At 34.8% G+C, this 23,390-nt stretch carries 26 protein-coding genes; 23 read left to right on the forward strand and 3 right to left on the reverse strand.

Annotated elements, in window-relative coordinates:
- From ftsY to Q7P22_RS07000, 12 genes are all read left to right on the forward strand, one after another.
- On the forward strand, positions 1–596 hold a 596-nt coding region (gene ftsY / locus Q7P22_RS06945; protein ID WP_303862377.1), incomplete at its 5' end, for a signal recognition particle-docking protein FtsY.
- 296 nt (positions 597–892) lie between these two features.
- Positions 893–1,234, forward strand: a complete 342-nt coding sequence (locus Q7P22_RS06950; RefSeq protein ID WP_113919708.1) for a putative DNA-binding protein — start codon at positions 893–895, stop codon at positions 1,232–1,234.
- An 18-nt stretch (positions 1,235–1,252) separates the two neighbouring features.
- Entirely contained in the window at positions 1,253–2,590 is a 1,338-nt protein-coding gene (gene ffh, locus Q7P22_RS06955; RefSeq protein WP_303862380.1) for a signal recognition particle protein, read from the forward strand.
- 138 nt (positions 2,591–2,728) lie between these two features.
- Positions 2,729–2,971, forward strand: a complete 243-nt coding sequence (gene rpsP / locus Q7P22_RS06960) for a 30S ribosomal protein S16 (RefSeq protein WP_113919706.1) — start codon at positions 2,729–2,731, stop codon at positions 2,969–2,971.
- A 21-nt stretch (positions 2,972–2,992) separates the two neighbouring features.
- Positions 2,993–3,229, forward strand: coding sequence for a KH domain-containing protein (locus Q7P22_RS06965; protein ID WP_303862386.1), 237 nt, complete (start codon positions 2,993–2,995; stop codon positions 3,227–3,229).
- Positions 3,230–3,507: 278 nt separating this feature from the next.
- Complete coding sequence (gene rimM / locus Q7P22_RS06970; RefSeq protein ID WP_303862388.1) at positions 3,508–4,014, forward strand: ribosome maturation factor RimM; 507 nt, start codon at positions 3,508–3,510, stop codon at positions 4,012–4,014.
- The gene (trmD, locus tag Q7P22_RS06975; protein ID WP_303862390.1) at positions 4,011–4,703 is read left to right on the forward strand and encodes a tRNA (guanosine(37)-N1)-methyltransferase TrmD; all 693 of its coding nucleotides are present in this window, start codon (positions 4,011–4,013) and stop codon (positions 4,701–4,703) included. Before rimM ends, trmD begins: the two co-directional genes overlap by 4 nt.
- 141 nt (positions 4,704–4,844) lie before the next feature.
- Complete coding sequence (rplS, locus tag Q7P22_RS06980; protein WP_113919702.1) at positions 4,845–5,186, forward strand: 50S ribosomal protein L19; 342 nt, start codon at positions 4,845–4,847, stop codon at positions 5,184–5,186.
- Positions 5,187–5,488: 302 nt separating this feature from the next.
- Positions 5,489–6,019 carry a signal peptidase I gene (gene lepB / locus Q7P22_RS06985; RefSeq protein ID WP_303862393.1) on the forward strand — a complete coding sequence of 177 codons (531 nt, stop codon included), beginning with the start codon at positions 5,489–5,491 and terminating at the stop codon, positions 6,017–6,019.
- A 245-nt stretch (positions 6,020–6,264) separates the two neighbouring features.
- The gene (ylqF, locus tag Q7P22_RS06990; RefSeq protein WP_303862395.1) at positions 6,265–7,110 is read left to right on the forward strand and encodes a ribosome biogenesis GTPase YlqF; all 846 of its coding nucleotides are present in this window, start codon (positions 6,265–6,267) and stop codon (positions 7,108–7,110) included.
- A 171-nt stretch (positions 7,111–7,281) separates the two neighbouring features.
- On the forward strand, positions 7,282–8,064 hold the full coding sequence (locus Q7P22_RS06995; protein ID WP_113919699.1) for a ribonuclease HII: 783 nt from the start codon (positions 7,282–7,284) through the stop codon (positions 8,062–8,064).
- Positions 8,065–8,231: 167 nt separating this feature from the next.
- Positions 8,232–8,609 carry a YraN family protein gene (locus Q7P22_RS07000; RefSeq protein WP_303862398.1) on the forward strand — a complete coding sequence of 126 codons (378 nt, stop codon included), beginning with the start codon at positions 8,232–8,234 and terminating at the stop codon, positions 8,607–8,609.
- Positions 8,610–8,823: 214 nt separating this feature from the next.
- Here Q7P22_RS07000 and Q7P22_RS07005 read toward each other — a convergent pair whose 3' ends face one another.
- Complete coding sequence (locus tag Q7P22_RS07005) at positions 8,824–9,807, reverse strand: uroporphyrinogen decarboxylase family protein (RefSeq protein ID WP_303862400.1); 984 nt, start codon at positions 9,805–9,807, stop codon at positions 8,824–8,826.
- Positions 9,808–10,159: 352 nt separating this feature from the next.
- Positions 10,160–11,239 (reverse strand): hypothetical protein, encoded by a 1,080-nt coding sequence (locus tag Q7P22_RS07010; protein WP_303862403.1) that lies wholly within the window; start codon positions 11,237–11,239, stop codon positions 10,160–10,162.
- A gap of 348 nt (positions 11,240–11,587) precedes the next feature.
- On the opposite strand from Q7P22_RS07010, the gene Q7P22_RS07015 reads away from it, so the two are divergent.
- From Q7P22_RS07015 to Q7P22_RS07030, 4 genes are all read left to right on the forward strand, one after another.
- Entirely contained in the window at positions 11,588–11,740 is a 153-nt protein-coding gene (locus Q7P22_RS07015) for a CPC_1213 family protein (RefSeq protein ID WP_170128150.1), read from the forward strand.
- Positions 11,737–12,345, forward strand: a complete 609-nt coding sequence (locus tag Q7P22_RS07020) for an HDIG domain-containing metalloprotein (protein ID WP_303862410.1) — start codon at positions 11,737–11,739, stop codon at positions 12,343–12,345. Before Q7P22_RS07015 ends, Q7P22_RS07020 begins: the two co-directional genes overlap by 4 nt.
- Before the next feature lie 300 nt (positions 12,346–12,645).
- Positions 12,646–13,278: a Fe-Mn family superoxide dismutase gene (locus Q7P22_RS07025; protein WP_303862412.1), complete on the forward strand. Its 633-nt coding sequence runs from the start codon at positions 12,646–12,648 to the stop codon at positions 13,276–13,278.
- 164 nt (positions 13,279–13,442) lie between these two features.
- Positions 13,443–14,273, forward strand: a complete 831-nt coding sequence (locus Q7P22_RS07030) for an undecaprenyl-diphosphate phosphatase (RefSeq protein ID WP_113919693.1) — start codon at positions 13,443–13,445, stop codon at positions 14,271–14,273.
- Between the two features lie 124 nt (positions 14,274–14,397).
- On the opposite strand, the gene Q7P22_RS07035 is transcribed toward Q7P22_RS07030, so the two are convergent.
- Positions 14,398–14,778, reverse strand: coding sequence for a zinc ribbon domain-containing protein (locus tag Q7P22_RS07035; RefSeq protein WP_113919692.1), 381 nt, complete (start codon positions 14,776–14,778; stop codon positions 14,398–14,400).
- 169 nt (positions 14,779–14,947) lie between these two features.
- On the opposite strand from Q7P22_RS07035, the gene Q7P22_RS07040 reads away from it, so the two are divergent.
- The 7 genes from Q7P22_RS07040 to Q7P22_RS07070 all read left to right on the forward strand — a co-directional run bounded on the left by Q7P22_RS07040 (position 14,948) and on the right by Q7P22_RS07070 (position 23,355).
- Positions 14,948–16,081 carry a sugar diacid recognition domain-containing protein gene (locus Q7P22_RS07040; protein ID WP_303862416.1) on the forward strand — a complete coding sequence of 378 codons (1,134 nt, stop codon included), beginning with the start codon at positions 14,948–14,950 and terminating at the stop codon, positions 16,079–16,081.
- A gap of 216 nt (positions 16,082–16,297) precedes the next feature.
- Positions 16,298–17,086 carry an electron transfer flavoprotein subunit beta/FixA family protein gene (locus tag Q7P22_RS07045; protein WP_113919690.1) on the forward strand — a complete coding sequence of 263 codons (789 nt, stop codon included), beginning with the start codon at positions 16,298–16,300 and terminating at the stop codon, positions 17,084–17,086.
- A 10-nt stretch (positions 17,087–17,096) separates the two neighbouring features.
- On the forward strand, positions 17,097–18,314 hold the full coding sequence (locus Q7P22_RS07050) for an electron transfer flavoprotein subunit alpha/FixB family protein (RefSeq protein ID WP_113919689.1): 1,218 nt from the start codon (positions 17,097–17,099) through the stop codon (positions 18,312–18,314).
- A 71-nt stretch (positions 18,315–18,385) separates the two neighbouring features.
- Positions 18,386–19,807, forward strand: a complete 1,422-nt coding sequence (locus Q7P22_RS07055; protein WP_113919857.1) for an FAD-binding oxidoreductase — start codon at positions 18,386–18,388, stop codon at positions 19,805–19,807.
- A gap of 123 nt (positions 19,808–19,930) precedes the next feature.
- A complete protein-coding gene (locus Q7P22_RS07060) occupies positions 19,931–21,517 on the forward strand; it encodes an L-lactate permease (RefSeq protein WP_303862423.1) in 1,587 nt (528 codons plus the stop codon).
- 113 nt (positions 21,518–21,630) lie between these two features.
- Positions 21,631–22,905 carry a nickel-dependent lactate racemase gene (gene larA, locus Q7P22_RS07065; RefSeq protein ID WP_303862426.1) on the forward strand — a complete coding sequence of 425 codons (1,275 nt, stop codon included), beginning with the start codon at positions 21,631–21,633 and terminating at the stop codon, positions 22,903–22,905.
- Positions 22,906–23,160: 255 nt separating this feature from the next.
- A complete protein-coding gene (locus Q7P22_RS07070) occupies positions 23,161–23,355 on the forward strand; it encodes a CooT family nickel-binding protein (protein ID WP_170128148.1) in 195 nt (64 codons plus the stop codon).
- Positions 23,356–23,390: the final 35 nt, after the last annotated feature.

Below are 23,390 nucleotides of genomic sequence, written 5' to 3' on the forward strand. Positions count from 1 at the left end.
TTTTAGTAGTTGGAGTCAATGGAGTAGGAAAGACTACGAGCATTGCTAAATTAGCAAATATCTTTAAAAAAGACGGCAAGAAGGTTTTATTAGCGGCAGGAGATACTTTTAGAGCTGCAGCAGTAGAACAAATTACCATTTGGGCAGAGCGATTAGGTGTAGATTTAATAAAAAATGATAATGGCGCAGACCCTGCAGCAGTAATTTTTGATGCGCTACAAGCAGGAAAAGCTAGGGGCTCTGATGTAGTGATCTGCGATACGGCTGGAAGGCTTCATAATAAAGATAATCTAATGAAGGAATTATCAAAAATTAACCGAGTAATTGAAAATGAAAAAGATTATTTTACTCAATATAATTTCTTAGTATTAGATTCTACTAGTGGAAACAATGCTGTGAATCAAGCGAAGGTATTCCATGAAGCTACGAAACTTGACGGTATTATATTAACGAAATTAGATGGCACATCAAAAGGCGGCATCGTCATCCCAATAAAAGCTCAACTAAACATCCCTATTCGCTATATTGGCGTAGGAGAGCAAATGGATGATCTGCAGGAGTTTGATGCAGGGAGCTTTGTGGAAGCATTGTTTTAAGGTGGTCAGGTGGCCAAATATGCGACCTACTTCGCAGTGAACAATGAATATAGAATAATGGATAATGAACAATTTAAAAGAGTAATAAAAGTCGCATATTTGTACTGTTTAATGTTCAATGTTTATTTTTCATTGTTCATTGAAGGTTTTTCCCGTCCAACCGTTCAACCTTGCATTTCCTTATAAATTAGTGCATTCCGCTTTCAACTAATATTTTTCTTGACAAGTTAAAAGAAAGTATTGTACAATAACACCTGTCAAGTAAAGAGCTTGACAGATGAAGTGTGGTGAGTTTCTTGGAAAAATTTATTGAGATGTCCATATTGTATGACTTTTATGGTGAATTGTTGAGCGAAAAGCAAAGAATAGTTGTGGACTGTTACTATAATGATAACTTTTCCCTAGGGGAAATTGCAGAAAAAGTGAATATCAGCCGTCAAGGAGTGTACGATTCCTTAAAGCGTGCAGAAGAATTGCTTCGAGAATACGATAGTAAATTAAAGCTTATGGAAAAATATAAAGTCAATAAAGAATTGCTAAAGAAGGCTATAGAAAATTTAAAACATTATGACGGGAATAAACCTGATATCCTTGATGAAGTAAAAGAGGATTTAGAACAGTTGCTCAAACAACTTTAATGGAGGATTTTTAAGAGTATGATATTTGATGGTTTAAGTAATAAACTCCAAGATACATTTAAGAAACTCAGAGGAAAAGGAAAGCTTACTGAAAAAGATATAAAGGAAGCTACTAGAGAAATTAAGATTGCCTTACTTGAAGCTGATGTTAATTTTAAAGTCGTAAAAGACTTTATCAAAAAAATTAATGAAAGAGCTGTAGGGGTAGAAGTTTTACAAAGTTTAACTCCAGGCCAGCAAGTCATAAAAATAGTCAATGATGAATTGACTTCTCTTATGGGCAAAGAAAATACAAAATTAGAATTTTCTAAAAAAGGTATTACGCCAATTATGCTTGTAGGATTGCAGGGAGCAGGTAAGACTACTACAGGAGGAAAATTAGCAAATCTATTAAAAGAAAAAGGAAAAAAAGTTTTGCTAGTAGCCTGTGATGTTTATAGACCAGCTGCTATCAAACAACTTCAAGTATTAGGTCAACAAATTGGTGTTGATGTATTTTCTTTAGGAGATAAAGAATCACCTGTTCAAATTGCAAAAAAAGCGATTGAACATGCAGAGCACAATTTATACGATGTAGTCATTGTGGATACAGCAGGTAGACTGCACGTAGATGAACAACTCATGGATGAACTTTACAATATAAAAAATGAAATAGAACCTGTAGAAATCTTATTAAATGTAGATGCTATGACGGGTCAAGATGCAGTAACTGTTGCAGAAAGCTTCAATGAAAAGCTAGACATTACAGGGATTATCATGACGAAGTTAGATGGCGATACACGAGGTGGAGCAGCATTATCTATTACTGCTGTAACAGGTAAACACATAAAATTCGTCGGTATGGGTGAAAAAATCGCTGATTTAGAACCCTTTTATCCAGATCGAATGGCTTCTCGTATACTAGGTATGGGAGATGTGTTGTCATTAATTGAAAAGGCTCAGGCAAACTTTGATGAGCAAAAAGCTTTAGAACTACAAGAGAAAATTCGAAAACAAGAATTTACATTAGTAGATTTTAAAGAGCAAATGCAGCAAATGAAGAGTATGGGATCACTAAGTGATATTCTTCAAATGATGCCTGGTGCTAACACAAAAGCACTACAAGGTTTAGATATGAGTGACAAAGAGCTGGTAAAAACAGAAGCGATTATTGACTCTATGACAGAAGCCGAAAGGTTAAACCCAGATATCATCAATGCCAGCAGAAGAAAAAGGATTGCCCAAGGATCAGGTACTAGAGTACAAGATGTAAATAAACTCTTAAAAGGTTTTGAGCAATCAAGAAAGATGATGAAGCAGTTAAGTAGTATGGGTGGCAAAAAAATGAGTAAATTTAAATTACCATTTATGCGATAGCTCAAAAGCTTCATTGTATTATATAAGCCAATAACTAGCGACTAGCGATTAGTAATTAGTAGCTACTTAAGAGGAATAGATGCAAGCTGGTGACGAATGACTTGTGGCTAGCGACTACTTAAAGGAGGTGAACGATACATGGCAGTAAAAATTAGATTAAAGAGAATGGGTGCACATAAAAAACCATTTTATAGAATCGTCGTTGCAGATTCCAGAGCTCCAAGAGACGGAAGATTCATCGAAGAAATTGGTTATTTTAATCCTTTAACGGAACCAGTCCAATTAAAGATTGATTCTGATAAAGCAAAACAATGGTTAGGAAATGGTGCTCAACCATCTGACACAGTAAGAGATTTATTCAAAAAAAATGGCATCATCTAATGAAAGAGGAAGGTGCATCTTTTGAAGGAACTAATTGAAGTTTTGGCAAAATCTTTAGTAGATAATCCACAATCCGTTGTAGTTAACGAAACGCTGGACCAAGATTTAATTGATTTAGAACTTATTGTAGCTTCTGAAGATATGGGTAAGGTTATAGGCAAGCAAGGGAGAATCGCGAAGGCTATTCGAACAGTCTTAAAAGCTGCAGCTACAAAAGAAAATAAGCGAGCGACTTTAGAAATTGTCAATAAACCATAAGAAACGCGCTTGGCGGGTTTTTCATGGTTATGCGGTAGTTCCCAAATGCTTGCAAGCAACCATCACGTATCCATAAGACTTTCTTTGTCAAATTGGCAAGCCATTTGCCTGAGAAAGTGATGTCTACTATGACTGCAAGCAGTCGCTTGGATTATTACTTCGCAATCATAAAAATAGAGTTAGGCTATGCCTAACTCTATTTTGTAAGTAAAAAAGTGAAAAGCTAAGCAAAATACGGATTGCTTAAGTGTGTCTCTATCAAAAAAGCAGGTGATAATATGAATGAAAAGCTAATCGTAGGAAAAATTGGAGCCCCTCATGGCATAAAAGGCGAAATTAAGGTATTTCCATTGACGGATGATCCTTCAAGATTCGAAGCCCTAAGGAAAGTATATGTAAAATCAAAAGAAGATTATGAAGAATTTGAAATTAGTTCTGTAAAGTATAATGGACCTCATCTTATCCTTAAACTAGAAGAAATTAACGATCGAAATGACGCTGATAGATTAAAGAATAAGTATTTAGAGATTTCTAGAGAAGATGGCATTTCTCTTGAAGAAGATGAGTATTATATTGTAGATTTGATTGGATTAGAGGTCTATGAAGACGGTGTAAAGCTAGGTGTATTAAAAGATGTTATAAGCACTGGTGGAACAGATCTTTATGAAATTCAGACAGAAGAAAAAATGATACTCGTTCCAGCAGTATCACAATACATTCTAAAGATAGATATGGACAATCGTAGAATAGAAGCAAGTATTCCTGAAGGGCTAAAAGAACTATGAAATTTTTCGTGCTGACATTATTTCCTGAGATGTTTGATAGCTTTTTAAACACCAGTATTTTAAAAAAGAGCATTGACAAAGGCCTCATTGAAGTAGAGCTTATCAATATTCGAGATTTCACTGAAGATAAGCACAACAAAACCGATGATTATCCCTTTGGTGGAGGACCTGGCATGGTCATGACCCCACAACCGTTAGCTAGCTCCATTGAATATGCTAAAGAAAGATCAAATAATGGAAAAGTCATCTATTTTTCGCCTCATGGTGCAGTACTGAGGCAGAGCATGGTATCTAACTTGGCAAAAGAACAAGATATAATCCTTTTATGTGGTCATTATGAGGGAATTGACTATCGTATTGTCGAAAAATACATTGATTTACAAATCTCTATTGGAGATTATATTGTAACTGGTGGCGAATTGCCTGCTATGGTTTTTATCGACAGCGTTTCTAGATATGTAGAAGGAGTATTAGGAAATGAAGAAAGTGCTGTAGAAGAATCTTTCACCAAGCCTTTACTAGAACATCCACAGTATACTAGACCTAGAGTATTTGAAGATTTGGAGGTGCCTGAAGTTCTTCTTTCAGGCAATCATGAGAAAATCAAACAATGGAGATTAAGCAAATCTGAAGAAATCACTCAAAATAATAGACCGGATTTATATGAATTGTTTAAAAAGGACCAATAACTCCAGCGTATATTTTGTGAATAATTTAAATAAAAATCCATTGAAAACTATATAGCCTTATGCTATAATTAATCTGTTATCCTGGGCGGTCCGCTATCGAGAATATGATAAGAACGTCTAAGAAAGAAAGGAAGAAAACAAATGAATATCATCGATGTAATTGAAAAAGAACAAATTAAAAACGATATCCCACAATTTAATGTTGGAGATACAGTAAAGGTTCACGCAAAAGTAGTAGAAGGAAAAAGAGAAAGAATTCAAATTTTTGAAGGTGTCGTTTTAAAGAAACAAAACGGTGGCATAAACGAGACTTTTACAGTAAGAAAAATTTCTTATGGTGTTGGTGTAGAGAGAACATTCCCACTACATTCACCAAGAATCGATAAAATCGAAGTAACAAGAAAAGGTAAAGTAAGAAGAGCAAAATTATTCTACTTAAGAGACCGAGTAGGTAAAGCTGCAAAAGTTAAAGAAAGAATATAGGACTGTCTATCAGTCCTTTCTTTGTATTTAAATATGGTTGGACGGAAAAACTTAAAAGTAAAAAGCTGAAAGCGGAACTTTTAAGTTGGAATATTAGTATGTTAGATAGTTCGAAAAAGTAGTTAGTTGGTTTGCAAAGCAATACTTGCCTTCGGGTGAGATAAAAACCCTAGAGCAGTAATCCTAGTCATTTTGAGCGTAGCGAAGAATCTTAGGATCGACCGGGTCATGCTTTTACTTAGAACTTGCAACATAAAACTTAGAACTAAAGTGCCAAAGGCACTTTCATAGGGGTGATTTGCTTGGAAAGCAAAAAAGAGAAGAGTGAAATTAGAGAGTGGTTGGAGTCTGCGGCTATTGCTGTGGTCTTGGCTTTGATCATCAAATTCTTTTTATTTGAGTTTGTATTAGTTGATGGAGCCTCAATGTTTCCAACTCTTCACGACGGTGATCGCTTAATTGTCAATAAATTGGAGTACCGTCTTAATAATCCACAATTTCAAGATATTATTATATTAGAGTACAATACAGAGAGCACACATATAGAATTTGTAAAGAGAATAATTGGTATGCCTGGAGATACTGTAGCAATTAGGGATTCCATCGTCTATATAAATGGCACACCACTAGAAGAAGATTATATTAATACAGAAGCATATCCAGACTATCCAGAAGTAATAGTACCAGAAGGATCTTATTTTGTATTAGGAGATAATAGAAATCATAGTAAGGATAGTCGATATGAGGATGTAGGCTTTGTAGAGGAAGATGAAATCGTAGGAAAAGTTGTGTATAGAGTATATCCCTTTGAGGATTTTGGAAAAATAAAATAGCGGAATGCTGAATGCTGAAAGTGGAACAGTACAAAGATATAACTATTCACTTAGCTTTTATATATAACTGTTCAGTGTTCCAAATTCATTGTTCACTGCGACGTAAGTCGCTCAGCTTCTGGTCTAGTAATTCTTGAACGCAGCGAAGAATCTTAGGACCACAGGGTCATGCTTTTACTTAGAGCTTACAACATAGAACTTAGAACTAAAGCGCCGTAGGCACTTTATTAAAGAGGTGTAGTACAATGGAAATTCAATGGTATCCAGGTCATATGGCCAAAACCAAGAGAAAAATACAAGAAGAGCTAAAGCTCATCGACGTAGTAATAGAACTATTAGATGCGAGAATACCTATTAGCAGCAAGAATCCAGAGGTAGACAGTATTATTCAAAATAAACGTAAAATTATTTTATTAAATAAAAGTGATTTATCAGACCCAGAAGTAAACAAGCTATGGGCAGATTATTATATAGAGAATAAACAGGATTTTATTTTTACTAATTCTATTACAGGCAAAGGGGTAAGAGAATTAATCAGTGCAATGGAAAGCAAAATGGCTCATGTTTTAGAACGAGATGCCAAAAAAGGCAGAATGAACAGACAAATAAAATGTATGATCTTAGGAATTCCTAATGTAGGCAAATCTACTCTCATTAATAAAATGGCTGGTCGATCTTCTGCTAAAACAGGTAATATTCCTGGCGTGACAAGAGCTAATCAATGGATTAGGGTAAGCAACAAAATACTTCTCTTAGATACTCCGGGGATACTGTGGCCAAAATTTGAAGATACAGAAACTGGTTTAAAACTAGCATGGATAGGATCTATAAAAGATACTATATACGATAGGGAAGGCGCCACACTTCGTTTAATCTCTTTTTTAAGAGAATATTATCCTCAAAACTTGATAGAACGCTACAATATTGAAATAGATTCTGATGATGAGGATATCACCGTTTATGAAAAGATTGCTCAGAAACGAGGCTTTATTCAAAAGGGCAATAATATCGATTACGCAAGAACAGCAGAAATGCTTTTAGATGAGTTGAGAAAGACAAAGATAGGAAAAATTAGTTTTGAACGACCTTAAAGCGCCCTCAATGGGCGCTTTCGTTGTAAGTTCTATGTTATTATAGTAGAAAGTGGAATGTGGAAATAGGATATTTTAATAGAGACGATTCAATGGTTTTACTACTAAATTACGTAGAGAGTTCCGGATTCCACTTTCGACTTTCAGTGATTAATCAAAAGGAGCTAATTCATGAACACAAAAGAAATGAGCATATCTCAAATAAAATCGGAAATTACTAAAGTAAACATCGAAGATTATCCAGAGTACATACTTCTTCTCAAAAGAGATGAGAGGGCTGGTGTTCAGCAAATAGCTATATCTTTAGAAAAGAAATACCAGTCTTATATCAAAGAAAGTATCAGAATTGATCAAATGAAGCAATTTGAAGATAAGTTATATGCGCAAGGTTATGAGTACATTGCGGGTATTGATGAAGTTGGCAGGGGACCTTTAGCTGGACCTGTTGTAAGTTGTGCCGTCGTACTTCCCCAAGATTCACATCTATTATACATTAATGATTCTAAAAAATTATCCATTGCTAAAAGAGAAGCTCTTCATGAGCAAATAAAACGAGAAGCTATTTCTATAGGCGTTGGAATCGTCGATAAGGATATGATTGATGAAGTCAATATTTATGAAGCAACAAAACAGAGCATGAAAGACGCCATCGACAATTCTCAGTTGACTCCTCAAATCGTATTAATCGATGCAATGCATATAGATGGACTTCATATACCTCAAAAGTCTATTATTAAAGGTGATGAAAAATGTTATTCCATTGCTGCAGCTAGTATTGTAGCAAAAGTGACCCGAGATAAAATGATGGATACGTATGACGAGATGTATCCAGAGTATCACTTCAAATCCAACAAAGGCTACGGCACCCAAGAACATATAGACGCCATTCACAAATACGGCACCTGCCCAATTCATAGAATGTCTTTTTTGAATAATATACTAAAAAATGTTTAGATGAGATGATATTTGAGTAAGTAATAAATAATTTGAGCGGAAAGTAGAAAGCTGAAAGCGGAAATAGAACCGAAAAATCGACCCATAAGGAATGCATTAATGCTAGAGACTAAAGACTAGCACTAAGTATCTACTTGAGCGCAAAGCGCTCTATGGGGGGGGATTTTATGAGTAAAAAACAAAATGTAGTAAAAGGAAGATTTGGCGAAGAAGCAAGCGTAGAGTTTTTAAAGAGAAAGAGGTATAAAATTTTAGACATCAATTTTCGTTGCAAAATAGGGGAGGTTGATATTGTAGCAAGGGACAAATCTACTATCGTCTTCGTAGAGGTAAAATCCCGCCAAAGCAATCAGTATGGCTACCCTAGTGAGGCTGTGAACTATCATAAGCAACGTAAAATCTCAAAAGTAGCTCTTTATTATCTCCAAAGCAAAAAATTATTTGATTATGACTACAATATTCGCTTTGACGTAATCGAGATTTTAGATTATCTTGAAGATGTGAAGGTGAATCATATAATAAATGCATTTGAATTAACAGTATAAAGAAAGCCACCTAGTCCAGTATGTAGTTAAAGAAAGACCCTGTAAAATTCCAGCTTAAAACTATCATTAAAATTGGAATTAAAATTGGAATTTTTATAAGGTCTTTCTCTTGTGCTATCCATTGGATAGCACAAGAACTGATACTGATTGCTGGTATCTATCTTTCAAGCTGAAGACTAAAGCACCAGAGGCACTTTTATGTTTCTACTGTGCTTTATTTAAATACTACTTTACTCATTTTATCGATTTCTGCACTAACAGCATCATAAAGGCCTGGGTATATACTATCTGGTCCGCCCATAATCATAGATGGGATATAGTATAATGTACCAGAGGATGTACAAGCTCTTTTTACATGTTCTACTACTTCTTCTACAGTCCAATCCGCTTTGTCTAATTGGCCATTATCTAAATCACCCATAAAGCTGATTTTTCCGCCGTATTTTTTTACGAGCTCCGGAACATTATTTGTAGTCATGCAACCTTGCCAGATATCAATACCCATATCAATCATAGAAGGCACTAATGTGGCAGCATAACAATCTGCATGATGGACTACTACTTCAACGCCATTTTCTTTCCAATAACCGTAGATTTTCTTATAAGCAGGGGCTATGAACTCTGAAAACATTTCAGGTGATAAGAATGTGGATTTTTGAGTACCCCAGTCGTCATGGTGGAATAGTGCATCTGGTTTAATACGTTTGATCGTTTCCTTTGCGTAAGCCAGTTCATATTCAGTAATGAAGTCAATTAATTCTTTCATAGCTTCAGGTTCTTCATAGAAGGACATCAATGCATTTTCCATACCCATTAGATAGTGTAATCTTTCAAAAACACCACCGAAATATGTCGCAGTAACAAATTTTTCATTGCGATTAACACTATTGGCGTGTCCAATGGCGGCTGTCCAAGCTTCGTTTGGATAGTCAACGGAAGGCATTTTAATGATTTCTTTCCATTGTGTTACATCTTCTAAGACGGTATAACCATCTCCGTGTACAGGAAATTGACCAGGTTGCCCTTCATACCATTTCTTGGTGACACCCCATACGTCTTTTCCTTCTTCGCCAGGTGCAATAGGAGCTCCCGCTAGAGGAATTTCTACAATAAGTTCCATAAATTCGTATTGATTGACGAAGCGGTCTGGATTTCCACCTTTAATCGTTTCCAATAAATTTTGTCTTGCTGTTAACATATGATCTCCTCCTTAATATATAATTGTATGATATAGAGCTGTAATCTACAGCTGTAGTACGCAGTGATATACTAAATAATGTATTTATAATATCAATACATTAGTGAATATAGTAAATAATTTGTAAAATAAAATTTAAGTATAATTATATTTTAACATCAATTTATTATATTGGTCAAGCATAATTATATATAAATTTTATGATATTTATTAAAAATAAAATAATAATAAAAATATAGGATTTATATAAGTGAGATAAAGGAAATGTACAATGAATTTAGTCAAGTGATATAGATGCTAAAAACCCTTCACTTTAAAATATCAGCGAAAGGCTTTTAAAAAGGAGGGACTATTAAGCGTATTGTAAGATTCGTTTTAAAATTTCTTTTCGTTTTTCATTTACTGCATTAAAATCCATTGCTGGAATATAGAAAGACTCTAATTTATCGTGGGCAAGTTTAGCCTCATTAACATACTCTATTGATTTTGCTATGAGCTCATCAATCATTTTTTTATCGTATTCTATTTCTTTTTTATACTTCTGAAGGATTTTAGAATCTACCAATGCATCCAAGTCAATTACGCAACTAGATTGATCAATAAATTTTACTTTTGTAGTTAAAGCAATATTTAATTCAGGTATAATCAAATCTTCGATAATATTTGGAGCTAGAGGGGTATGGTAGGCTTCTACATCATATCCTAGTAAAGTGGCTTTTTGTCCTAAACTTTCTAGTAGTGTATCCCAGCCTGTTCCCCAATTTCCTTTTATATAAGTGATATCATCAATACCGTCAAAAACAGTCTCTTGATAATCGATAAATCCTTTGGGAGTGATAGAACTACCGAATAAATGTCTTGTAAAACCAATTTTGTTCTTTTTATCTACATGTTCAAAAATATTCTTTTGCATACTGTCATATAACTGGTGAAAACGATAAGTATCCATACCATTTTCATAAATGTCTCTTATATCTTGAATAAATGGTACAATTGCGTTCAAGTACTTGTATGCTCTTCGAAAACATTTGTTTGTTTCTTGATTCATGGCCATAGATTCTGTCTTATGCTTTACTAAATGATATTCATCTAAATAATCTCCTAAATTGACAATTTCATCTACAGCACCTGGATTATTGGGGTCAATCATATGTGGAGCTGTACCATCTACAATGCCAATATCTAGCTCTTTAATCACTAAAGCGTCTAAAGAATCATTAGAAGAAGAACAGTAGTGTTCTTCTATAGTAAAACCTTTTTGAAGCATTTCATTTCCAATTTTTTTCATAAAAGATGATTTTCCAACTCCTGGCCCACCTTTGAGTATAAAAAAACGATTCGCATCTGGTCTTATTATGTAATCAAAATAAGAAAAAAAACCTTGTGTAGTATTTCCACCTGGAAATAATTTTTTGCATTTATTGTTTTTCATAGTAAACCTCCTATTTTCAATAAACATCATCTTACTAATCATAATATTAGTATTTCCCAAAATGTGTGTTTCAACTTATGAAATTATAAGTAGAAAACTTTTATTTAATAAAAAAATTCTACTTTTTAGTGAAAATCTATTTTGACGTAGCTACTCACAAGATGCAAACATGGAAAGTCGGTTAGTTGTTGGCTAAAAAGATCTAAAAATATAGGCTAACACTACATTTCTACAATTATTAGTGACTTAAAAGGTTTTACTTAGAATATAGAACTTACAACTAATGCGCATACTGTTTTGGTAAATTCAAATACTATTTAGTATAATCAAAATAGGAGGTATAAAATTATGGCAGAACATAATAAGAAAAAAGGGAACAAAAAACATAATAAGAAAGATGGTAAATTTCGTTCAAAAAATGTTAAGCATGATCCTCAGGCAGAAAGTGCTCGCGCAGTATTTGGTATGAAAGATGACAACCCACAATTAAAACAGAGATGACAGATTCAATGGATTTTTTCGAAAAAATAGAAGAGCATTTATTAAATGATTCTAAACCGTCTGAGTATCTCAATTCCATTAAAGATAATCCAGAATTTAAAAAGCATCCTTATGATTATCTCAATAAATTAATTCAAACCGAGCAATCACCTAAATACCATCCAGAAGGAAGTGTTTGGAATCATACCATGTTAGTGGTGGATGGAGCAGCTAAAGTAAAAAACAAAAGCAAAAATAAAAGAGCTTTCATGTGGGCAGCCCTCCTTCATGATATAGGAAAGCCAAGTACTACTCGAAAGAGAAAAGGTAAAATTACTTCTTATGATCACGATAAAGTAGGGGCAGAGTTAGCTGAGAAATTTTTATTAGAAGTAGGGCAAGATGAGGAGTTCATCAAAGACGTAACGGCTTTGGTTCGCTACCATATGCAGATACTCTTCGTACTAAACAATTTACCCTTTGCGGCTATTTCGTCTATGAAAGACCATGTAGACATAAATGAAATAGCTCTTTTAGGCTACTGTGATCGAATGGGTAGACTTAATGCGGATTCGTCAAAGGAAGAAAAGAATATTAAGGAGTTTATTAGAAAAGTGACGATGTAAAAGTCGTTGCTTTTTTGCTGAAAGCGGAAAAGGGTGGGATGGTTTTTCAGTCGTACGAAGGTTGTTGATTTCTAATTTGATTTAGTAGCTACAAGTTTAACTGTCTCTTAAAAGGATTATATCTATTTGAAAAGTAAAAACCATATTCGCTATGGGCGAATTTAATTTCAGCTTTCCACCTTCTGCTTTTAGCTTACTATATTCTATTAACAATTAAAATTAGAGCGAATGCCTTCTATTCACAGTAATCTTCTCATGGAATATACTAATACAGTAAAGATCTGTTAGGAGGTATTCTTTATGAGTATAGAATCCGTTATAAAACCGAAAATAATATACGAGGCAAAGGCTCTGCCTTATGAATATGATGAATTAGAACCAATTATAACAAAAAGCATGCTAAAAAAGTTTTATTCTGATTATGAAAAATGTGTAAAATATTTAAATGATTCTCAATATACTCTTGCCCAAACGAAAGAAAATTTACAAAACTACCAATTCTTTGATTATTGGGAAGAGGAGATTACAAAAGGAGAATTTCTCCTTTCCTTATATGAAGTTTACTGGTCAATCATGTCTCCATTAGGTTTAGGGGGATATCCGGGAACAAAAACAATCAAACTAATAAAAAAATCATTAGCACATTTTAACCAGTTCAAGGAGCACTTGATCAATGCAGCAGATACTCTTTCTGGATCAGGTTGGAGTGTACTTATGTATTTGCCACAAGTAGGGCAATTAAAGGTTTTTCAAGTAGAAGAGGGAAAATGTTTAGACAACTCCATTATTCCCATTCTATCGTGTTATGTACAGGATGAGGCTGAGTACCCTAATTTATTATATGGAAGACGAGAATATTTAGAAAACTGGTGGAATCTTATTAATTGGTTTGAAGTAGAGAAAAAGATCATTGAATCAATAAAGAAACCTTAAAAAGTATTTATAATTTCTTAAGTAAAATTGCGGATAAGTAAGATAATATTTTTTGTGATTTGTCATAGAGTATTATATAATAAAGTGAAACTTTATTCCGTAAGGTTTTTGTATACCTTACGGAATAGTAATGAAAGGATTATATAATATAAAGGAGACAGATTATGGAATTTATTGAAATCCTAAAAGCCATTATTTTAGGTGTGATTGAAGGCATAACAGAGTGGCTTCCCATTAGTAGCACAGGTCATATGATACTTGCAGATGAATTTATTCAATTAAATATGTCAGCAGAGTTTAAAGAGATGTTTTTTGTAGTTGTTCAATTAGGAGCTATTCTAGCTGTAGTGTTATTGTATTTTAATAAACTAAATCCCTTCTCTTCAAAGAAAACAGCAAGAGAAAAAAATGAAACGTGGACATTATGGTTTAAAGTTGTAGTAGCTTGTTTACCGGCAGCTGTTATTGGTTTGTTGTTTGATGATCTAATCGATGAATTGTTTTATAATTACCAAACAGTGTCTATTACATTGATCGTTTACGGTATATGGTTTATATTAATCGAAAACAAAAATAAGAAAAACTACTACAAACCTGCAATCAACGATTTTTCACAACTTACATACGCTACAGCTTTTAAAATTGGACTGTTTCAATTGTTATCTTTGATTCCAGGAACCTCTAGATCAGGAGCTACGATCATAGGTGGAATGTTAGTAGGAACATCAAGATTTGTAGCTACAGAATTTACCTTTTTCTTGGCCATTCCAGTGATGTTTGGAGCAAGTCTTTTAAAGCTACGTAAGTTCGGATTGGTATTTACAAGCGCAGAGCTAATCATCTTACTGACGGGAACCTTCATATCTTTTCTAGTTTCCATTATAGCGATTAAATTCTTAATAGGCTATATTAAGAGAAATGACTTTAAAGCTTTTGGGTATTATCGAATTGTATTGGGGATTGTGGTTATATTGTATTTTAGTTTGTTGGCGTAATTGGGTTGGTTCGTTGGGCGGTTGGTCGGTTGGACGGGAAAAACCTCAAAAGCTGAATGCTGATAGCGGAAAGGAAAACCGTCTCCCCTTTAGGCGACGATGGTTTTCCTTACCACCTTACCACCTACCTAGCCTTATTCCCACACCGTGGACAGTAATCAAAGGAAGCGTCAATCATATTTCCACAATGAGGGCAACTATTTCTAGTTTGTCCTCTATTATTATCCTCGTAGTGTAATTCATCTGAGTCTACAAAACCATCTGTTCCATCTTCTAGCCTTTTTCCCTTCTCTTTTGATATAGAAAAGACGCTATGGCAACATCTGCTGACTAAAAAATATTTTACTCCCCAACGAAACAAGGGGATAAAAAAGAAATGAAAGTAATTGTATTGTTTTATAAACTTATACATTCCTAGTCTCCCACAATATTTGCAGGTAATATTGTGTATATCTTTAATTTCTTTTGCCTTTGTATCTACTCCCATAATTCCTATAAAAAACATACTTGACCCTTCTTTACTTAAAATGTATACCTTTATTATACCTTATGTGGAAATTCCTGCAATAAAGAGAAACTCAATTCTAAAATCTATAAACGAATTTCAAGCATCTAGCATCCTACTTTTCAAAAGTGATATAGTGATACTAAGAGTAAGTAAAGGAGGAAGGGTCTTGAATAGTGGGAATACATATATATCGGAAAATTACTTGCAAAACATTCTCAATGAGATGAAAGCCGTTGTGGAACAAGACTTGATTTACATGAATACAGATGGGGTCATTATTGCTTCTACAGACAAGTCCCGAAAAGGTCAAGTTCACCGTGGAGGTAAAAAGGTTGCAAAAACGGGGTCTGACTTAATTATTTATAGTGACAATGAATATGAAGGAGCCAAAAAAGGCATTAATATGCCTGTAAAATTAAATAACATCATCGTTGGCGTCATTGGCATTACTGGAAATAGCGACGAAGTCATGAAATACGTGAAGATTATCAAGCGTTTGACAGAGATTCTCATCAAAGAGGGTTACAATAAAGATGTAGAAGACAACGAAATTGAAAGAGATAAATTGATTATGGATGCTCTTCTTTATTCAGAAAGGCAATTAGATAAGAGACAAATTGTTCGCTATGAAAGCTTATATGGAATTAAAAATAAAATTTCTCGCACTGTCATAGCCTCTACTATAGTTGGACACGAAATCAAGAGATTTCATAATAAAGATAAAGTTCTTAGGATTTTTCGATCTGTCATGAAAAATACCAACTGTATAATTTCTTTATCAGGTAACAATATCGTTACGATTATAGACTATAGCTCTAGAGAACACTGTAATGAAATGATTGGTCGCATTAGCAAAGCTGTAAATAAAAAGCTTAACCTCAATATGAGATACGCTATAGGAGATGTCCAGACGGAGCTGAATGCCCTTCGAAATTCCTATTTAAAAGCCATAAGCGCTTTAAAGTGGTCACTACTTATTTCAAAAGAGAAGATTACCTATTACGAAGATTTTGACCTTGAAATTATCTTAAATAATATTTCGCCTAATACTGTAGGAGAATATGTAGGTAAGGTCCTTAATGGTTTAAAGAGGGAAGAATATACAGAGTACTCAATAATTATACGGCTTTATGAAAAACACAATGGATCCATTAAAAAGATATCAGAAGAACTTTATATTCATAAAAATACGCTTCAATACAAAATTAACAAACTATACGAAATAACGGGTTATGATATGAGGAAACTTAGAGACTTTGCAATTTTGAGCATTGCTTTTCAACTAAAGAAGATGGTTTAAAAGGATATTATTTATGTTACGCGTAACAAAATTTTGAAAAAGATAAATGGTCTATAGGCCATTTATCTTTTTTTTATAAACATATAAAATGAGCTTATAAAATGTATATTAATGAAAAAATACAAACTTAGCGCTAGTTTTATTTTTCTCAAAATTTATTAAACGTTTCCATAGAGATTGTATAAACGCAATGAATGAATAAAGGGGAGGGCAAAGATGGATATTACAGTGTGTATTAAACAAGTGCCAAGTACTTCAGAAGTAGAAATTGATCAAGAGACAGGAAATTTAAAGCGAGATGGTGTAGACGCTAAAATTAATCCTTATGATTTATTTGCCATAGAGGGAGCTGTTCAGATTAAAGAACAGACAGGTGCTACAATAAATGTTGTGACTATGGGACCAAATCAAGCTGCAGATATTTTACATGAGGCCTTCACATTAGGTGCTGATCATGGATATTTAATAACGGACAGAAAATGCGCTGGAGCAGATGTACTGGCTACGGCAAAAGCTTTGTCAGAAGGAATAAAGAAAATTGGAAAGGCAGATTTGATCATCTGTGGAAAACAAACTACAGACGGGGATACAGCTCAAGTAGGTGCTGAAATTGCTGAATTATTAGATATTCCTCATGCCAACAATATATTGGCAATCAAGGAAATAAAAAAAGAATCTTTGGTAGTAGATGTAGACATGCCTACTATGATTCAAACCATTGAAATAAAGTTACCTTGCCTCATTTCAGTAGATAAAGACTTAAATCAACCGAGATTACCTTCTTATAAGGTCAAAAAAGCTACAAAGAATAAAGAGATTACGGCCTATGGCGTTTGCGATTTTGAAGATTCAAATGAAATGCACTACGGCATGAATGGTTCCGCTACCCAAGTCATTCGTATATTCCCACCAACTTCAAACAGTAATACGGAAAGCTGGGAAGGAACTTCCGATGAGCTGGCAACAAAAATTGCAGACAAAATTGTAGAGTTAAAAATATTGTAGGAGGGGTATCATGGCAAAAATAGAGATTGTTCAAAAAAGCGAGATTAGTGCCCAAGAGGGAGCAGCAATTCAAGAGATTTGTCCTTTTGGCGCTATAGAATACATTGATGGAAAATTAGATATTAGCGCAGGATGTAAAATGTGCAAAATTTGTACAAAGGAAAAGCCAGAATATTTTACATATGTAGAAGATGAAGAACGAGAAGAAATCGATAAGTCTCTTTGGAATGGAGTTGTAGTCTATGTAGAGCATACATATGGCAAAATACATCCAGTTACTTTTGAACTCTTGGGGAAAGCACGGGAATTAGCAGAAGAGATTAACCATGAAGTAATATGCTTATTTGCAGGTTACAATATTGCCGATAAAGGAGGAGAATTAATTCAATTTGGTGCGGATAGAGTATATATTTACGATGAAAAAGAGTTAGAAGACTATAGAGTAGAACCTTATGCAGCAGTTTTTGAAGACTTTATTAAGCATCAAAAGCCTTCTGTAGTCCTAGTAGGTGGTACAACAGTAGGTAGAAGTTTAGCTCCTAGAGTAGCAGCTAGGTTTAGAACAGGCCTAACTGCAGACTGTACTAGCTTAAGCATCGATGAAAATACGGACTTAGCTCAGATTAGGCCAGCATTTGGTGGAAATATTATGGCTCATATAAAAACTCGAGATAAAAGACCACAATTTGCGACAGTTCGCTATAAGATCTTCTCTGCTATGGAGAAAGACGAGAGAAGAGCAGGCACTATTGAAATTTGTTCTATTTCTAAAGAGTTATTAAAATCTGGAATTACTGTATTAGAAAGCAAAGAAAAACCAAAAGCAAAATACATAGAAGACGCAGAAGTATTAGTCGTAGCAGGTAAAGGCATTCAAAAAGAAGAAGACCTTGCAATAATTTATGAGCTAGCAGATCAATTAGGGGCTATGGTAGCAAGTACTAGACCATTAATAGAAGCTGGCTGGACCGATCCAAAAGTGCAAATTGGTCTTTCAGGTAGAACAGTAAAACCAAAATTAATTATTACTTGTGGTGTCAGCGGTTCTGTTCAATTTATAGCAGGAATGAAGAATTCAGAGCAAATCATTGCTATAAACACCGATCCTAATGCACCAATCTTCAATATAGCTAATTATTCTGTTGTTGGGGATATTTATGAAGTCATACCAAAATTACTAGAAAAATTGAAATTAGAAAAAAGGGAAAAAATAGAAGTATTTGTATAAGTAAAGAATTTTAAAGCTTAGAGTTTGTTCGGAATAAGAAATAGAGGAGGTAAAAGATGACAACGGCAACTATGCAATATGAGGCGATTGATCAAAATGATGTGAATTATTTACTATCTATAGTTGGAGAAGAAGGATTATTTGTTGGAGAAAACAATATACATGATGACTATAGTGGAGATGAATTAGCTGGAATTGAAAGATATCCAGAGGTGTTAGTGTATCCCAAAAACACACAAGAAATAAGCAAGATACTAAAATATGCTAACGAAAACAGGATTCCAGTTACAAGTAGAGGACAAGGAACAGGCCTAGTAGGTGGTTCTGTAGCCCTTTATGGTGGAATTATGCTCAGTACAGAAAAGATGAATAATATATTAGAGCTGGATGAAGAGAATCTTACAGTAACTGTAGAGCCAGGGGTACTCCTTATGGATCTTACTGCCTTTGTAGAATCTCACGACTTATTTTATCCTCCAGATCCTGGTGAGAAAAGCGCCTCTATAGGTGGAAATGTATCTACTAATGCAGGAGGTATGAGAGCGGTAAAATACGGTGTGACTAGGGACTTTGTAAGGGGTATAGAGTTTGTTATGCCAGACGGCACAGTTATGAACTTTGGTGGTAAAATCGTTAAAAATAGTTCAGGATACAGTTTAAAAGACTTTGTAGTAGGTTCAGAAGGAACCCTTGGGGTAATCAGCAAATTGATTTTAAAATTATTGCCTTTGCCAAAGCATAAATTGAGCTTACTAGTTCCTTTTAAAGACCTTTCTTCCGCTATTAAAACGGTGCCAGAAATAATAAAGTCAAAGAGCATCCCTACAGCGATTGAGTTTATGCAGGGAAAGGTTATTTTAGCATCGGAAGAATTTTTAGGAAAGAAATTCCCGGATAATTCCTCTGATGCATATCTCTTGCTTCAGTTTGACGGCAATTCTAAAGAAGAAATTGAGATGAACTATGAAAAAGTAGCTGATATCTGTTTAGAATGCGGCGCATTAGATGTGCTTATTTCAGATACAGACGAAAGACATGATTCCTTATGGACTGCTAGAGGTGCGTTTTTAGAGGCCATTAAAGCTTCTACTACTCAAATGGATGAATGTGACGTAGTTGTACCTCGAAATAAAGTAGCGGACTTTATTATCTTTACAGATCAATGCCAAAAAGAATGTGATATTCGAATAAGCAGTTTTGGCCATGCTGGAGACGGAAACCTTCATGTATATCTATTAAGAGACGAGATGGACGAGGAAACTTGGAATAAAAAAGCTGCCGCTGTATTCGAAAGAATGTATCAAAAAGCGTTTGAAATGGGTGGAGCTGTATCAGGAGAACACGGTATAGGCTTTGCAAAATTACCATATCTTGAAGAAGAATTTGGCGAAAAGGGAATGGAACTATTTAGACGAATTAAGTTAGCCTTTGACCCAAATGAGATCATGAATCCTGGAAAGCTCGGTTCTAATTACAGAGTGAGTTTATACTAAATAAAAGCGATCAGCCACCGGCTTAGGGTATTTCTTTCGGGTCCTTTATTGTTACTGAAGGTAGCTTGTTTACTGGTAGCTGAAGGTTGGCGGCTGATGGCTATTTTAAAAAGGAGGATTATTATGTGGCAACCAATTGACGATCCACTATCTAATGGCTTTTTATCGACAATTTTAGCATTATTGCCAATTTTATGTGTTTTAGTTTGTTTAGCAATTTTAAAGATAAAAGCTTATAAGGCGACTATTTTATCCATGGCTATTGCCTTTGTACTCAGTGTGACTGTTTGGAATATGCCTGTAAATTTTGCGCGTCAGGCTGTAGTAGAAGGGGTAATTACTGCTATGTGGCCAATTATATGGGTCATTATTGCAGCCATTTTTACCTATAATATTACAGTAAAAACAGGGGCTATGGGAACGATTAACAAGACTCTTTCCAACATATCTCCTGACCAAAGAATCCAAGTATTAATATTAGCTTTTGCTTTTGGTGGCTTTTTAGAGGCATCTGCAGGCTTTGGTACTGCTGTTGCTATACCAGCTAGCTTACTTGCAGGTATGGGATTTAATCCGGTCTTTGCAGCAGTGATTTGCCTTATAGCCAATACTGTACCAGTAGCTTTTGGAGGAATAGGAATTCCAGTTATTACCCTTGCAGAGGTAACCGGACTGTCTTTAGAACAATTATCTGCTTATACGGCGTTTCAATTATTTTTCTTTATAATCGTTTTACCATTTGTCTTAGTTCTCGTCTTGACAAAATCCTTTAAGACATTAAAAGACGTCTTTGGGGTGTGCTTGATCAGTGGGCTTATCTTTGCTGTTCTTCAGACTTTAGTAGCTATTTATGTGGGACCAGAATTAGCAGCTATAGTAGGTTCTTTAGGATCCTTACTAGCCATCATTTTATATGTGCGAGTTTTTCCTGTTAAAAATGTTTGGCGTTTTCCAGATGAACGAGAAATTGCTGCAGGTGTAAGCGAATTAGAAGTCATTACTGGTAAGCAACAACTTAAATCTTGGGCACCATATATTGCGCTCTTCGTCTTAATCATGTCTGTCAATTTAATACCTGCCTTAAAACCATTACATAATATAGCTTCAAAAGTCCAACTTTACTTCGGACCTGGTGGAAAGCCTGTATCTTTACAATGGTTAACTACTCCAGGAACATTGATGTTTTTATCTGCAGTCATAGGAGGACTGATTCAAGGAAAGCAAGGAAGAAAAATTCATGATTTAGTAGAGACTTTTATAGCTTCTATTAAACAACTCATTCCAACCATTGTTGTGGTTTCAAGCATTGTAGCTATGGCAAAACTCATGGGTTACAGTGGAATGGTATCTGTTATTGCCGTCTCTATTGCTACTATTGCGGGAAGCGCATATCCTCTTATTGCACCATTAATTGGAGCTTTGGGAACCTTTGTAACAGGCAGTGATACATCTTCTAATATTTTGTTTGGCGCATTGCAAACCCAAACAGCTCTCCAAATAGGAGCTAATCCTGCTTGGTTAGCAGCAGCCAATACTGTCGGTGCCTCAGCAGGCAAGATGATCTCACCGCAAAGTATTGCTATTGCTGCTTCTGCTACCAGCTTAGTTGGAAAAGAGGGAAAAATTTTAAATACTACATTACCTTACTGTATAGGATATACCCTACTACTTGGCATTGAAATACTGGTAGTAGGTTGGCTGTTCTTCTAAAAAAAGCGTCCATTATCTGGACGCCTATACTTGTTTATTCGTCTTGAGTTTAGTATTTAAACAATCATTTGACCACTATTTATCTATCGTTAATACAAAAAGGAGGAAAGAATATGTCTATTATTAAACTACCATATGGAAAAGATTTTATGGAAGCGAATATCCCTGATAGCAGATTAAATGCTGTCTTAGAATCAAATATGCATTATTATAAACCTAAGAAGAGCCAAGAAGAGCTCGTGGTAGAAGCTCTTGAAAATCCAATAGGCACTCCTAGGCTAAAAGATATTGCAGTGGGCAAGAATAAAATTATTATCATTGCAAGTGATCACACAAGGCCAGTTCCTAGCAAAGTTATTATGCCTTTGATGTTAGAGGAAATCAGACGAGGAAATCCAAATGCAGAGATTACCATTTTAATTTCTACGGGATGCCATAGAGGTACTACTAAAGAAGAGCTCATTTCAAAATTTGGCCCTAAAATTGTAGAAGAAGAAAATATTTACGTTCACGATTGCTTAGATGAAAGTATGCTAGTAAAAATAGGTACCCTTCCATCTGGAGGAGATCTTATCATCAACAAATTAGCAGTTGACGCAGATTTATTGATTTCAGAAGGCTTTATTGAACCTCACTTCTTTGCAGGTTATTCTGGTGGCAGAAAAAGCGTTCTTCCAGGGATTGCTAGCAGGACTACAGTCATGTACAATCACAATGCAGAGTTTATTGCAAGTGATTACGCTAGAGCTGGAGTCATAGAAGGAAATCCTCTACATAAAGATATGCTTTATGCTGCAAGGGCTGCTAGATTAGATTTTATCGTCAATGTAGTTATCAATGCGCAAAAAGAAGTGGTCTATGCAGTAGCAGGAGATGTAGACTTAGCCCATATAGAAGGGCGAAACTTTTTAAATAGCCAGTGCAAAGTACAAAGTGTTCCAGCAGATATTGCCATATCAACAAATGGAGGATACCCTCTAGACCAAAATATTTACCAGGGAGTAAAAGGTATGACCGCAGCTGAAGCCACAGTAAAAGAAGGCGGTGTCATCATCATGCTAGCAAAATCTAACGACGGTCACGGGGGAGAACAATTCTACAAAACTTTTCAAGAAACAGAAGATTTAAGCAAGTTAATGGAAGGAATTTTAGCAACACCTAGGGAAAAAACGATACCCGATCAATGGGAAACCCAAATATTAGTTCGGATTTTACTAAAGAATAAGGTCATCTATATTTCCGATGCACCAGACGAGATGATTCAAGATATGCACATGATTCCAGCTCACTCTATAGAAGAAGCCCTAGAAAAAGCGAATGATATACTCGGGAATAAGGATGGGAAAATCACTGTAGTTTCTGATGGAGTGTCGATGATTGTAGAGTAACGAAAAGCGCCGCGTGGTGCTTTCTTATTATCGCAAAATAATGAATCAAGTGGTTGCTCGCAAACATTTGGCGACTATGGCGTAACCGCGAGAAACTTCGCGGAGCGTGTTTCTTATTGACAGTCGAACCTTTTAGGATTATACTGAATTTAAAGAGGGGAAAAGGCATATAATAAAAAAAGCATTATATTAAATACTTTTATTATAAAATACTCTTTTAAAATGAAATCAAATCTTGAAAGGGAGGATTCATATATGTGTCTAGGTAAAGCTTTTGTAGAAAACAACAACAATGAATTAAATCCTATAATGGAAAATGTTTCTCAAATTGCAATGGAAAATGGTTTATTAGTTTTAACTTCTTTGTTCGGAGAACAATGCTCTGTATCAGGTGAAGTAAAACATATTGATTTTGGCAACTCAAAAATTATCATTAAAGAAGCAAACTAATTACATTAAAATAAGTTAAGAAAAAGACAGAATCT

The sequence above is a fragment of the Alkalibaculum bacchi genome, from assembly GCF_937875145.1.
Classification (GTDB): Bacteria; Bacillota; Clostridia; order Eubacteriales; family Alkalibacteraceae; genus Alkalibaculum; species Alkalibaculum bacchi_A.

Coding starts and splice junctions, on each gene's coding strand:
- ffh (WP_303862380.1), top strand. CDS start 1,253: ATGATATTTGATGGTTTAAGTAATAAACTCCAAGATACATTTAAGAAA.
- rpsP (WP_113919706.1), top strand. CDS start 2,729: ATGGCAGTAAAAATTAGATTAAAGAGAATGGGTGCACATAAAAAACCA.
- rimM (WP_303862388.1), top strand. CDS start 3,508: ATGAATGAAAAGCTAATCGTAGGAAAAATTGGAGCCCCTCATGGCATA.
- trmD (WP_303862390.1), top strand. CDS start 4,011: ATGAAATTTTTCGTGCTGACATTATTTCCTGAGATGTTTGATAGCTTT.
- rplS (WP_113919702.1), top strand. CDS start 4,845: ATGAATATCATCGATGTAATTGAAAAAGAACAAATTAAAAACGATATC.
- ylqF (WP_303862395.1), top strand. CDS start 6,265: ATGGAAATTCAATGGTATCCAGGTCATATGGCCAAAACCAAGAGAAAA.
- Q7P22_RS06995 (WP_113919699.1), top strand. CDS start 7,282: ATGAACACAAAAGAAATGAGCATATCTCAAATAAAATCGGAAATTACT.
- Q7P22_RS07000 (WP_303862398.1), top strand. CDS start 8,232: ATGAGTAAAAAACAAAATGTAGTAAAAGGAAGATTTGGCGAAGAAGCA.
- Q7P22_RS07005 (WP_303862400.1), bottom strand. CDS start 9,807: ATGTTAACAGCAAGACAAAATTTATTGGAAACGATTAAAGGTGGAAAT.
- Q7P22_RS07010 (WP_303862403.1), bottom strand. CDS start 11,239: ATGAAAAACAATAAATGCAAAAAATTATTTCCAGGTGGAAATACTACA.
- Q7P22_RS07015 (WP_170128150.1), top strand. CDS start 11,588: ATGGCAGAACATAATAAGAAAAAAGGGAACAAAAAACATAATAAGAAA.
- Q7P22_RS07020 (WP_303862410.1), top strand. CDS start 11,737: ATGACAGATTCAATGGATTTTTTCGAAAAAATAGAAGAGCATTTATTA.
- Q7P22_RS07025 (WP_303862412.1), top strand. CDS start 12,646: ATGAGTATAGAATCCGTTATAAAACCGAAAATAATATACGAGGCAAAG.
- Q7P22_RS07030 (WP_113919693.1), top strand. CDS start 13,443: ATGGAATTTATTGAAATCCTAAAAGCCATTATTTTAGGTGTGATTGAA.
- Q7P22_RS07035 (WP_113919692.1), bottom strand. CDS start 14,778: ATGTTTTTTATAGGAATTATGGGAGTAGATACAAAGGCAAAAGAAATT.
- Q7P22_RS07045 (WP_113919690.1), top strand. CDS start 16,298: ATGGATATTACAGTGTGTATTAAACAAGTGCCAAGTACTTCAGAAGTA.
- Q7P22_RS07050 (WP_113919689.1), top strand. CDS start 17,097: ATGGCAAAAATAGAGATTGTTCAAAAAAGCGAGATTAGTGCCCAAGAG.
- Q7P22_RS07055 (WP_113919857.1), top strand. CDS start 18,386: ATGCAATATGAGGCGATTGATCAAAATGATGTGAATTATTTACTATCT.
- Q7P22_RS07060 (WP_303862423.1), top strand. CDS start 19,931: ATGTGGCAACCAATTGACGATCCACTATCTAATGGCTTTTTATCGACA.
- larA (WP_303862426.1), top strand. CDS start 21,631: ATGTCTATTATTAAACTACCATATGGAAAAGATTTTATGGAAGCGAAT.
- Q7P22_RS07070 (WP_170128148.1), top strand. CDS start 23,161: ATGTGTCTAGGTAAAGCTTTTGTAGAAAACAACAACAATGAATTAAAT.